Annotated in this window: 9 protein-coding genes and 2 pseudogenes; 2 read left to right on the top strand and 9 right to left on the bottom strand. The window is 46.2% G+C overall.

The genetic code is table 11. The features are described 5' to 3' along the window. Positions 1–9: 9 nt before the first annotated feature. The 5 genes from MHH56_RS28460 to MHH56_RS28480 form a co-directional block, all read right to left on the bottom strand. Positions 10–399: an NUDIX domain-containing protein gene (locus MHH56_RS28460; RefSeq protein ID WP_339204989.1), complete on the bottom strand. Its 390-nt coding sequence runs from the start codon at positions 397–399 to the stop codon at positions 10–12. A gap of 15 nt (positions 400–414) precedes the next feature. Next, complete coding sequence (locus MHH56_RS28465; RefSeq protein ID WP_339204990.1) at positions 415–1,077, bottom strand: HAD family hydrolase; 663 nt, start codon at positions 1,075–1,077, stop codon at positions 415–417. Then, the gene (locus MHH56_RS28470; protein ID WP_339204991.1) at positions 1,074–2,405 is read right to left on the bottom strand and encodes a serine hydrolase domain-containing protein; all 1,332 of its coding nucleotides are present in this window, start codon (positions 2,403–2,405) and stop codon (positions 1,074–1,076) included. The genes MHH56_RS28465 and MHH56_RS28470 overlap by 4 nt, the downstream gene beginning before the upstream one ends. A 371-nt stretch (positions 2,406–2,776) precedes the next feature. Next, positions 2,777–4,135 carry a UDPGP type 1 family protein gene (locus tag MHH56_RS28475; RefSeq protein ID WP_339204992.1) on the bottom strand — a complete coding sequence of 453 codons (1,359 nt, stop codon included), beginning with the start codon at positions 4,133–4,135 and terminating at the stop codon, positions 2,777–2,779. An 18-nt stretch (positions 4,136–4,153) separates the two neighbouring features. Then, positions 4,154–5,050, bottom strand: a complete 897-nt coding sequence (locus MHH56_RS28480; protein ID WP_339204993.1) for a LysR family transcriptional regulator — start codon at positions 5,048–5,050, stop codon at positions 4,154–4,156. A gap of 119 nt (positions 5,051–5,169) precedes the next feature. Here MHH56_RS28480 and MHH56_RS28485 point away from each other — a divergent pair, with 119 nt between their 5' ends. Continuing rightward, complete coding sequence (locus MHH56_RS28485) at positions 5,170–6,252, top strand: branched-chain amino acid aminotransferase (protein WP_144376722.1); 1,083 nt, start codon at positions 5,170–5,172, stop codon at positions 6,250–6,252. A gap of 53 nt (positions 6,253–6,305) precedes the next feature. Here MHH56_RS28485 and MHH56_RS28490 read toward each other — a convergent pair whose 3' ends face one another. From MHH56_RS28490 to MHH56_RS28500, 3 genes and pseudogenes are all read right to left on the bottom strand, one after another. Beyond that, positions 6,306–6,743 (bottom strand): VOC family protein, encoded by a 438-nt coding sequence (locus MHH56_RS28490; protein ID WP_339204994.1) that lies wholly within the window; start codon positions 6,741–6,743, stop codon positions 6,306–6,308. Positions 6,744–6,838: 95 nt separating this feature from the next. Beyond that, a pseudogene (locus MHH56_RS28495) lies at positions 6,839–7,153 on the bottom strand (chemotaxis protein); the annotation flags it as partial. Between the two features lie 209 nt (positions 7,154–7,362). Next, positions 7,363–7,981 (bottom strand): annotated as a pseudogene (locus tag MHH56_RS28500) (ATP-binding cassette domain-containing protein); the annotation flags it as partial. 153 nt (positions 7,982–8,134) lie between these two features. Here MHH56_RS28500 and MHH56_RS28505 point away from each other — a divergent pair. Continuing rightward, on the top strand, positions 8,135–11,713 hold the full coding sequence (locus MHH56_RS28505; protein WP_339204995.1) for an S-layer homology domain-containing protein: 3,579 nt from the start codon (positions 8,135–8,137) through the stop codon (positions 11,711–11,713). Positions 11,714–11,891: 178 nt separating this feature from the next. Here the strand turns inward: MHH56_RS28505 and MHH56_RS28510 are convergent, their stop codons facing one another. Beyond that, entirely contained in the window at positions 11,892–12,173 is a 282-nt protein-coding gene (locus tag MHH56_RS28510; RefSeq protein WP_339204996.1) for a substrate-binding domain-containing protein, read from the bottom strand. Between the last annotated feature and the right edge of the window lie 188 nt (positions 12,174–12,361).

The following is a 12,361-nucleotide window of genomic DNA, read 5'->3' on the forward strand; positions in this document are numbered from 1 at the left end:
CGAAAAGAGCTATAGACAAGCAATTACTCTAGACACCTGTAGATCGTTTTTCTTTTCCTCTAATGTAAACCATGCGATTCCTTTCAATACCTGCTCATCAGCAGAGAGCTCAGGGTCTACTCCAAGATGCGCCTCTTCCTTCGCATCAACGGTAACAAGGTAGCAATAATCCGGCCCTAATGAATATTCCGCTTCAAATAGTAGTCTTTCAGCTTTGCCATTTAGACAGACTTCTTCCTTAACCTCACGAATAACCGCTTCCTCATTCGTTTCTCCAGCTTCTACGCCACCGCCGGGCAATGTCCAGAAGCTCCGATTCTCGAGGGGATGATCTTGAAAGACCATCAAAATTTTCTCATCACGAATAATTGCCGCACAAACCCTCGGTCTTAGCTCCATTTTAGCTTTCCTCCGTTATTTCCATTGTTCAACTAGATGTCTAATTTCTATTAAGTCCGTCACCTTCGCGTCATACTCAAATGACTCCGTATAATAGTTGTCTTCCTTCCATATTCCCCTCATGCCTGTCGCTTTGCTCGCAGTGATGTCATTGACTGGATGGTCTCCAACATAAACACATGCCTCTATTGCCACATTCAGTTTTTCCGCAGCTCGCAGGAATATAGCGGGATCAGGCTTTCGGAGGCCCTCCCGCTCCGAAATAAGAATTTCATCAAAATAATGAGCGATTTGGAGGGCCTGAATATTGCTCGCTTGAAAGTTGCCGAATCCGTTCGTAATCATCGCCAGCTTATAGCCTTTTTCCTTAAGGCTATCGAGCAGTTCTATCATATTAGGAAATGAAACCGCATGATTTGAGAAACCTATTTTATAGTCTTCTAGCAACTCATTCCAATCCATCCTAAGCCCAAACTCTCGTATGAGCTCCTGGTATACTTTGTCCTTCCAAACATAGCCACGACTGTCTAATGCGATGAACCTTTTAATATAACTCTCTTTATCCACCTCGCCGTTCGGTCTAATCAATCTCTCGAATTGCTCCTCTACGAACTTCAATAAGGAACGATCACGATCCAGCAGCGTACCGTCTAAATCAAAAATAACGGCTTGTATCATGGCTTAACACTCTTCACTGCTTTTTTGACGCCGCCAAACAGCTGAACCGTTAATTCTGGTACAGATCCGTTTACAGTAAAAGTTATCTTTCCGTCCATTCCATTCAAGAAAAACAGCAGTTCTCCCTCTACTGCGGAATACGGACAGAGCTCAAATTTAAACCACGTATTTTGGGTGAGATAAAACTTCTCTTGCTCTTGCGAAATGATTAATGGCGAGCCAGGCTCCCCTTCCACATCGTAGCTGCCAACGAGATTGTTATACTGATTGATTTCCAGCTTGATCGGCGTATGCGGTATCGGAAGCTGCACTTCCCCGCCCAAAACAAGCCGCGCCAGCTGCTGACTAATCGGTCCTACCTGCGTCGTTACTAGATTAGATAAAACGATTACCGTTACATCTTCTTTTTTATAATGCCTCATTTCGGTTAAGAAACCATTAATGCCCCCGCCATGGCCGATAACTGTCCTGTGGCTGCCCATAATTTCTTCCTCATATATAAATAATCCGTAGCCATATGTTTCTTTGAAAGGTGTCGTCATGCTCGCATAAGCCTTCTCGCTGATCTGCCTATGTGAATGCAGCGCCAGTCCCCAAATATAAAGGTCCTCAACGGTCGAATACATGCCTCCAGCGCCGGATGGAATAGTCATTTCCAGAAACTCTGCATTCACTACTTCACCCCAAACCTCGTAGCCGGATGCACGGTTTTTCAATATTTTCTTAGCATGATCATAACCGGTATTTATCATTCCGAGCGGCTTCAATATGGCATGGTAGATATAGTCCTCGTAAGTGCGTCCGGATATTTTCTCGATAATTGCTGTAAGAAGCACATAACCTGAATTGCTGTAATCAAACTTCTCCCCCGGTTCAAACAACAAGGGTTTGTCTGCAAATCTGGCAATGAGGTCGTCTGTAGAAGAAACAAGTCTCATCTTTGATACAAAATCCTCTAGGCCTGTGTAGTTCGGAATTCCTGATGTATGTGTTAGCAAGTGATGAATCGTAATTTTATCGCCATTTGGATAGCTGGGGAGGTACTCGGAGATCGGATCTTCTACGTTCAAAAGCTTCAGTTCATGCATCATAACGATTGCTGCTGCCGTAAATTGCTTTGTAATCGAGCCGATACGGAATTTCGTCTGCGGGTCATTCGGAACATCAAGCTCAAAGCTTGCCATCCCATAGCCCTTATTTAAGATAATTCGTCCCTCGAATGCAACCAATACACAACCGTTAAGATAACCTAGCTTAGCTAGACAATTGCAATGATTGTCTAGTTTTTGTTGCAATTGATCGGTAGATGTTACGTGTTCTGTATTCATCAGATCATCTCCCTTTAGAAAGAAGTCTATTCTATTAGCTAATTAACATGAATAATCAGCCACCTCAATAATACCGTACACACGTTCGTAATGTAAACATTTTCCTTGTTGATATCTTTTTATAAAATAAGTAACGCAGCCCTATATTTAGACTGTGTTGGCGCTCGAATGATTTTAATACATGTAATGAACTCAGGAGACGTTATTTCAATCAAATTATCGTTTTCTGAACTCTAACGAACTCCAGTAACGTTATTCTGCAAAATAACTTCAATGTATGGAGCTACAACGTTAAATAGCGCCAGTGGGATTCGTTACATACCAAAAAGAGTCTAATTTGATCATATAGCGACTCTGGAGTTCGTTAGCGATCAGTCAAAGCCCCAATCTTCCGCTTTCAAGCCTTCACCGTTATACGAAGTTAATGGTGAAATTTCAATATCACGACCTTGCAGCTGCTCTTCAGAAACACCGGCGGCGCGCAGCCAGCTTCGATGAAGCGACTGAACGAGCTTGCGTGCACTAAGCGGACTGTCTTCACCCGATTTATTTTTGACCGGAGCGAATTCCTCCTCACGAGTCCCCCGCACAACAGTAACTTCATCGGCCAATGGAAAAAAATCGAAAATAAAGCGTTCGAGCTTATAGGCATTTGGCTCCGTAGGTGTGATGATGCTTCCTTCGGCGTCCATGTATTTCATCTTTTTGGAGGCAATATGGAAAGGGATATCCGTATCTGCATGCTCTTCAATGAAGTTCAGCTTAAATAAATGGATAGAAATATGCCCTAAGCTATAGAACGATCGTCCGTCATTCGTTCTTTTATCCTTGATGGATGACGGAATTTCGTTATACTCGAGCACAGCCGGACGATCATTTTTCAAACATAAAATCCCGATTTTCTCGTCAACATCCGTTTTTTCGATAACCTTTGTTGCAACCATCTGATTGCGTGACGCAGCTAGTCCAATAAAAGCAGGGTCTGCGACCTTTATGAGCGCATTGTCTACATTATAATAAAACAACCACTCTAAGCCTCTTTGCTTCATATCAGCAATTGCTCCTGTGCGTTTTAACGACGCGAAACATTCTCCATTGCCGCTAGGGGCCAGCATAAGTGTTCCGTCCTCCGATAAAAGCAGCTTACCGTCATGACCGAGCGCAGGCATCGTATTTTGCTGGAAGAAAAAACAGTCCTCCGCTGGATAACCAAAGTAATGTAAGGAATGAAAAAATGCCTTCGTTGCTTCATGATTATCGGGGCTTGTCATGATATACCATGGGATAGACTTGCCGGCTTTTCTCGATAAATACAGCAGCCGCTCTGCTTGAAGCTGAAATAAAGATTTATGGGATGGAAGTCCAATATCCAGCGTACCCTTAGGCCCATCATGGCCAAGCCTGCTGCCCTGACCGCCAGCAACAACGATAACTCCAGCTTTCCCAGCTCGCAGCAGCTCCCATCCCTTTTCTGTATATGCCGCTTTTTCTCCCTGTTCAAAGTCTTCCCAGTCTTCAAAAGGTATCGAAGATATCGTATCGTTGTTCAGCTTCTTAGTATCGCTGCGGCCGGCTAAAGTTTTGGCTATCCGCTCAAAATCAATTTCTAAAATTTGCGCAGCCAGCTTGTTTTTCTCCTGCTCCGGTAGGTTTGCAAGCATCTCCAGAACATGCTGCTGCTCATACATACGAAGCTTGGCTTCCGCTAATCTTATAGGTAGCTGATCCAAGTGTTGTCTCCTCCTTTATTACATTTCAGTACGAAAGCTTTCAATAAATTGCTGCGCGCGCTTGGACAAATAATGATCCTTCAGCCATAGAATGCCAACACCAGACTGAAAGTCTGCATCCTCAATGTTGAGCATTTTGACGACGGTGCTTGGAAAAGAAGACATAACCGATTTCGGAAATACGGTCGCCCCAATGCCGCAAGCGATAAGGGACATAATAATGGCGACACTAGAGCATTCGCATATAATATTAGGAACGAAGCCGTGCCGTTTGCACTCGTTCACGACCTGCTCATGCATGCGAGTCGTTCGATCCGTCTTCAAGGTGAGGAACGGAAACTGGGCAAGCTCCTTCATGCACAATGCTTCTTTTCCTGCATATTCCGTCCATGAGCTTGGAATAACGGCTACAAACGGATCTGATGGCAGCGGCATAATGGAGTATTGCTGCGGATGTTTCTGTGCCTCAAACGGCAGCCGAGCGATAACTAAATCTATGGCTCGCTTCTCCAGCTGTTCACCAAGATAGAAGTGATCGCCCTCCGATATTTTAAACGTAACTTGAGGATATTTTTCTCTGAACAGCTCAATATTTTTGGGCAATAAGGAAATGCAGGAAACAACAGACCCGATCGACAGGACGCCGCGAACCCCCTCCTCCATCCCCTTTACTTCTCTGAGGGATTCATCAAATTGCAAGAGCAGCGACTCTGCCTTCTGCTTGAGCAGCTCACCTGAATCGGTCAAAATCAACCCTTTGCCGTTTCGTTCAAACAGCTTGACGCCAAGCTCCTCTTCCATTTGCTTCAATTGCCTGCTAAGAGGCGGCTGTTCCATATTAAGCAGCTTTGCAGCGCGCGTAACCTGTCCCTCTTGTGCTATAGTTAAGAAGTATTTAAGCTGCCGCATGTCCAATTCGATCACTCCGTCCGTTCATACCCTAAAGGTATGGACATTCAATAAAATAGATATTTTAAATATATCGCATGAAGTGATAGCATTCAATTAACGATCAATAAAGGGAGATGGGCCATTTGCTACAATCATTGGAAATCGAGTTAACCAAAAACAAGAAACAACAACCAGAAGTGGACCAGCTTGGGTTCGGCAATCATTTTACGGACCATATGTTTATTATGGATTATTCGACGGACAACGGGTGGCACAAGCCGCGTATTCTGCCTTACCAACCGATCGTATTAGACCCTGCAGCTAAAGTGTTTCATTATGGACAAACGATCTTTGAAGGCTTGAAAGCGTATAAAACCGACGATGGTCGCGTATTGCTGTTCAGACCTCAAAAAAACATACAACGAATGAATCGCTCTAACGAGCGACTCAGCGTGCCTGAGCTCGATATTGATTCAACGATTGAAGCTTTAAAGCAGCTTATTTCAGTTGATAAGGACTGGATTCCAACAGCACCTAGCACATCGCTTTATATTCGTCCTTTCGTCATAGCGACTCAACCTCAGCTTGGTGTAGCACCGTCTACAGAGTATAAATTCATCATCATTATGTCGCCGGTAGGCGCTTACTACACAGAAGGCGTGAACCCGGTAAAAATCTTCGTCGAATCCGAGTACGTTCGTTCCGTAAAGGGGGGCGTGGGCGAAGCGAAGACTGCCGGCAACTACGCTGCTGGTCTGAAAGCACAGGAGCTTGCTAAAGAGAAAGGTTATTCTCAGGTGCTATGGCTCGATGGCGTACATCGCAAATATATCGAAGAAGTCGGAAGTATGAACGTCTTCTTCAAAATTAACGGCGTTGTTCATACACCTGCACTAAACGGCAGTATTCTCGATGGGGTGACTCGCAATTCCATCATTCATATGCTCCGTCATTGGAATATTGAAGTTGTCGAGCGTCCGATTACGATCGAAGAGCTGTATGAGGCTGGCCGCAGCGGCGCATTAGAGGAAGCTTTCGGAACTGGTACGGCTGCTGTTATTTCTCCTATTGGAGAACTGAACTGGCAAGATGATGTTCTCGTCATCAATGGAGGCCAGACTGGCGAAATCTCCAAGAAGCTTTACGATACGCTAACGGGCATTCAAATGGGCAAAATTGCAGATCCATTTGACTGGATGGTAGAGGCTACTCCTGTTAACGTCTAGCTTATTTTAATAAAAGGCTGCCGAATCCATTGATCGGCAGCCTTTTTACTATTTTAGTTGCCTGGGTTGCCATCTGTTCCGCCGAATGCAAAGTGGTAGCCATCCGGGTCCTCGATGACGAACTCTTTCCATGGTCCTCCGTCTGCATAAATGATTGGTTCCACGGAAATGATAACATTTTTACTGCGGAACTCCTCGTACAGCGCATCCAATTGTGCCCATGTTTCTGTGTAAACCTGTACATCCACGGCATAACCGCCGCCAGCTGGACGCTGATTCGGCCTTACATCCGAAGGGTCGGCCGCTTGAAATAGCTTGAGTGCTACGCCATGCAAGCCGCCGCGCTCTGCCCACCAATCGGTTACATTAAAACCAAGCGAATCGCGATAAAAGCTTTGAGACTTTGCTAAATCGGATACCATTAATACGGTAAGAGAGCTAAGTTGATTAGACATTTCCGCTTCTACTCCTTTGATAGCATCGTAATCCATATTTTTATTCGCTTATTTGTTTATATTTCCTTTTTCCTTGAAGAAAATGAAGCTGGATCAAAAGGGCAAGACCATTCATTTGATGGATACGCCATCTAAAAAACACTAACATTTCTTTTAACTAAATTCTTAAATACCGAGTATTCCTTATTCGACTTAATAAAACTTAATATCTTCTCGGCACATTCTATTAGATTCATCTCTTCCGTATTTACTTCGAGGTCATATTCATCAATGCTATATACTTTGCTGAACTGTGAAGCTGCTAGTCCAATATTTCTATCTCCTCTTGCTTGCTCTCTTCTTATGAGTTCTTCCTTCGAGCATATTACACCTATAAATAATGTAGGCTGATTGAAAAATATATCAAGACACTCATTAAACCACTTGTCATTCTCGATTACAGTATCTAACGATAGAACTATCGTCTCACGTTAGCTTAATATCCAATCGGTCCAGTAATCCCATGTTTTAGAACGCAAATTTGCCCACGTTGCGTCATATGAACAATCGTTTGTATGATTTTTCATACAAAAAAAGACACTGATCTCCTATTCCAGTGTCTTTTTTGTTGATACTTTTCCACCAACAAAGAGGGTTATGATTTAAAGCAAAGCAACTACTTAATCAGCTCTTCTAGCTCTTTAGCCAATACTTTTGCAAGTACAAAATCTGTATCTTATAAAGCCAATTCTATTTTCGTTTCAACTGATTTTTTCTTTTGTTCAGTTTCTAAATAGTCTCTATCAAAATGACTAGCATAAATCATCTTTCTAAATTTATGTATACTCATTTTTCGAATCGTCTTATCGTCAATGATTAAAACATAATCCATACCATTTACCACAGAATAGAAATCATGACAATCGCACCTTTATGGTCTTCAATGGCTTTCTCCAGTGCTATTTGTGTATAGGTGTCTAAATGACTTGTCGGTTCATCAAGAAGCAATACGTTTGCTTTACTGGCGGAAACTTTAGCCAATTGAAGCATATTTTTTTCCGCCAGATAAAGATTCTATCTTTTGATTAACAATTTCCCCTTCAACCTTCAAAGCAATACTTTGAAATATATGATCTAATCTCTTCATAAGTTTTAAACCCAGCATCGATGAATTCTTCTAGCATTGTATTAGAATCATTTAGCATTTCGCCTTGAATATGAGATAAGTAAGCCACTTTAACATCAGCATTTATTTGAATTGAATCATGATTATTTTCAAAGATTTCTCGGAGCAAGCGTTTCCATAGATTCTATATTTTGACAGGTTGAATACCTGGTAAATATACCACATCATATAGTTGGGCGTTTGTCAAATTGACAATGTGTCCGAATACGATGCGGGTAAGCCGTGGGCGCACCGGATCGAAAAATAAGGAGGATTTTCATTTATGCAAAAACGATTTAGCAGAATGCTCGCGTTCCTCTGTTGCTTGGTAATGGTGGCGTCGCTAATGCCTACCAGCTATGCCGCCGACACTGACAACATCGAGAACGCAGAAGCGAATGAAACGCCGACCGCCATTTTCGGAACTCCCGAACTCGGGTCAGACGACCCACTGTGGGCCCTGACAATGGAGCATCACATCAACAAAAGCACTGTGCCCGGCGACTCCAAACCCCATGCCACGGGCACAGCCAGAATACTTTGGGACCACAACTACCTGTATGCCCGCGTAGTTGTGGAGGACAGCAATCTATATCAGGGAGCCGGCGGAGATCACCAGTACGACAGCCTGGAGTTTTATGTCGGCACCGGAACCGGAGGCGCAAACCAATGGCGCGTCAGTGCGACGGGCGTGTTTTCAGGGCAGGCCGCTCCGGGCAGAGCTGCGTGGACCCAGATCACGGAAAAAGGATATATCGTGGAGATGAGAATACCCAAAAGAACCTTGACCTTGGAGGAGGGCATGCTTACCTTTGAGGTTTATATCAATAACTCGACGAAAAAGGGCGGTGACCGCTATGAAGTCGTTTCCTGTTTCGGAGATCCGGACGCGGCTTATACCAGCGCTGCTTCATTTACAAACAGCCTGGAGCTCTCTTTAGCCAATGAAGTGGACACCAGATTCTCAATCACCGCCACGACGGGATCGGGTGGCCGAATAACGCCGAACCCACCCGGCGATGTTCTGAGAATAGATAGTGGCTCAAACAAAGAATTAACGTTTTCCCCCGATTACGGCAAAATTGTGGATACCGTAACGGTAGACGGCGAGGCCGCGACTCTATCCGCTGGCACTTATACCTTTTTAAATGTTAACGCTGACCATACAATTCACGTGACATTCAAAAACGATCCGGACGCGGAGCTGCTTCCCTTTATCGTATGGAATGACAACTTCGCCAGTGGCGAGTACACGACGGCTGTCATCATTGACTTAGGCGAGGGGAAGGCGGCGTTAGGCTCCGAGCTTAATCCGGGCTTGTTTACCTTATCGGCTAGGAACACGACCCTGAACGGTGACTCGGTGACCTTTGAAGGGACGCGCAAAATCACAAGGGTATACGCCAATGACGAACCGAAGGTGCGCGGCTATCTGGGGACGGTAAGCAATTCACCGGATTATCAGGCCGGACTGGCAAGCGGCCGTTACATCGTAGTTGAGTCTGAGTTTTATTCAGCGAGCGGCGGCAATATAACGCTGGATGGCAGCAGTAACTCGACAAAGCAGGTTTACAACATCGTCCAAAACGGCGAGATCGTACTGACAGAAGGGAGTCCGCTTCGCAACGTGGTTTTTGAACAGGAAAAAGTTGTGAATCCGATCCTTGACAAGTTTACAACACCCACGGGCAATTCGGTCAATCGCGTGCTCTACCTTCACAAGGATGAAAACGGTGAAGTGTTGCAAGGATTGCCGCTGTATGTCTATACCCACGGTATGGGACGTGGCGGCACAGTCGCTACGACAGACCAAAAAGCGGCCATGAAATCCGCCAACGGCGCGGTCGCTCTGATGAAGAAAATGGAAGAAAACCCCGGCAAATACGCCAGCCATATACTGAATATTTCCTATAATGGCACGTCTACTCCCTCCACAGACAATGTTAAGAAGGTTATAGACGACCTGATTGCTAGCGGCGCAGCAGACTCTAATCGTATATATGCAGCGGGCTTCTCATGGGGCGGCCAGTATACGAACAACTTAGTTAACGCCTACCCCGGCTTCTTCGCGGCCGCCGCACCTATGTCCCCGGTAAGCGGCTCACCGAACGCGAACGCCAACGACATTCACACCAACCTGGCCTATTGGATGTTTATAAATGCTCATAACGTTGGAATATACCAGACTAACCTCACTAGCTTCATAAACACCAATATGCCGAAAATGATCAACGCTAGGGCTTCGCGCTTTGAGAGTAATGAGGCTCTTACGTGGCCCTACAATCAATTTGATCAGCCGAATCAGAGGCCGAATCAGGCCAACACACCTGTCCTCGCTGATTATGTAGCGCACGAAGTTGAAGCGGCGGTTCTTTACAACCAGATAACTACGGGGACTTGGAGCATAGCTCCCACGGCGCAGTCCTCTAACTTGTCGGCTTGGAACAATGACTACACAGACGTCTTTGATTGGATGTTCGCGCAGAGAAAAACGGACGTGCCCGGTGCTCCGGGCGGCTTCAAGGCGACGGCGGGCGACGGACAGGTCACATTGAGCTGGACTGCTCCGGCTGACGACGGTGGCAGCGCGATATTGGGTTACAAGGTCTGGTACAGCAACGTGACGCCAGTCACACTGGGTGCGGCGGAGACCAAATATACCTTCACGGGCCTGACAAACGACCAAGGCTACACCTTCAAGGTCGTTGCGGTAAGTGCGAAGGGCGACGGCGCGGAGATCAGTGCAACGGCTACGCCGACGAAGACGACGACTCCCATTGTGCCCGATCCTTCTGGTGGCAACAGCGGCAATACGGGCACCGGGACAAACGCTGGATTGTCGAAGGCGAACTACACAGTGAATACACCTAAGGATAAGCCCGCGGTTACAGACAAAAACGGCAACACCACCCTACCCGGCGGCGGCGAGATTGCGACCAAGGGTGGGACGAAGATTAAGGTACCCGAAGGCACAACTATAGACTCAAACGGTAAGGTGACTATTCCGGCGGACAAGAGCGCCGAAGTGGCACTACCCGGCGGCAACAGCACAGTGACCATTCCGGGCGGCTCGACGATAGCGGGCGACGGTACGGTCACAGTGGGCGGTGGAGACGCGCATGTGAACCTGCCGAACGGCAACCAGGTGGATATCCACGGCGGCTCGAAGATACAGAGCGGCGGCGCGGTTGTGGTAGGACCGGGCGGCGCGAGTGTCGGCTTAGACAACGGCATGTCGCTGAACATCCATGAGGGTACGGAGCTTGTGTTCGATGAAGACACCCCGCTGGGCTTCCTCGTGATGTCGGGCAATCCTTTCAAGGATGTCAAAATGGACGACTGGTTCTACAGCTACGTAAACTTCACCTACACATACGGTCTTTTCAACGGCACAACGTCCAAGACGTTCTCACCGGGCACCTCATTGACGCGCGCGATGTTCGTGCAGGTACTGGCCAATCTTGAGAACGTAAATCGCTCCGGCTACACGAGTTCCCGCTTTAGCGACGTGACGGATGGGCAGTGGTACACGGCAGCAGTCGAGTGGGCGGCCGAAAGCGGCATAGTCAACGGTAAAAACGCAGACCTGTTTGACCCCAATTCACCGATGACGCGCGAGCAGATGCTGGTGATACTGTACAATTACATGAAGTACAAGGGCTATGAGATACCTGAAAGCCAATCTAAGTCCTTCGCGGACGAGAGTGAGATCAGCTCATGGACGTTGGAGGCCGTTCAGGCGCTGCGGGGCATCGGCATTATATTAGGCAAGCCGGACAACCTCTTTGACCCCAAAGCCACCGCCACCCGCGCCGAAGTGGCCACTATCTTTGTAAGGTTCGTCGAATATCTGGCTAAGTAAAAGCGTAAACAGAAAAATGCGGACCCTTCCGGCTGGACAATATCCAACCGGAAGGGTCTCCTTCTATTTTACAAAGAAAATCTCCGGTCTGATGCTGCTAAACACACGACAGTAGCATAGGGCTTTGGTCTATGACTGCTTCATTATCACTTGGGTGCCGCTGTCGATGCACGCGCTATCAATGACGGTCTGTATAATAACCCCTCATTTCCCGATCGGTTTGAATCATATTCAACAAAAACTCGGCGGCTTTTTTGCCGAGTTTTTGCTTTGGATACTTGACGGAAGTCAGCGGAACCTCGCAGGTCGCGGCGAGACTGCTGTCATCGATTCCAACGAGCGAAAGGTTCTCCGGTACGCGACCAAATTCTTCACCCGTTTTCAGATTAGTTGCTTTTAATTGATCATCTTCAAATACAACTTCATAGTGTCCAGTATTAATCACGGCTCTATTAATCATTATCTCATTCCATTTTCTTCAATCCCGATATATCCTTACCACACACTCCACATGCCCCGTATGCGGGAACATAGTGTACTGGGTTGATGTTTATTAAAGTAGATTACAGCCTTAATTTCAAGGGTTTTCACATTTCTAATATGGTTGCATTTGGTTACTGTTTGCTCTGAATTAACAGCGTTCGTCCT

This window comes from Paenibacillus sp. FSL K6-3182, assembly GCF_037976325.1.
GTDB lineage: Bacteria > Bacillota > Bacilli > Paenibacillales > Paenibacillaceae > Pristimantibacillus.

What these genes read in the sequence shown, in the direction of transcription:
- MHH56_RS28465 (WP_339204990.1), bottom strand. Translation starts at nt 1,077, where the DNA reads ATGATACAAGCCGTTATTTTTGATTTAGACGGTACGCTGCTGGATCGT.
- MHH56_RS28460 (WP_339204989.1), bottom strand. Translation starts at nt 399, where the DNA reads ATGGAGCTAAGACCGAGGGTTTGTGCGGCAATTATTCGTGATGAGAAA.
- MHH56_RS28505 (WP_339204995.1), top strand. Translation starts at nt 8,135, where the DNA reads ATGCAAAAACGATTTAGCAGAATGCTCGCGTTCCTCTGTTGCTTGGTA.
- MHH56_RS28490 (WP_339204994.1), bottom strand. Translation starts at nt 6,743, where the DNA reads ATGGATTACGATGCTATCAAAGGAGTAGAAGCGGAAATGTCTAATCAA.
- MHH56_RS28470 (WP_339204991.1), bottom strand. Translation starts at nt 2,405, where the DNA reads ATGAATACAGAACACGTAACATCTACCGATCAATTGCAACAAAAACTA.
- MHH56_RS28510 (WP_339204996.1), bottom strand. Translation starts at nt 12,173, where the DNA reads ATGATTAATAGAGCCGTGATTAATACTGGACACTATGAAGTTGTATTT.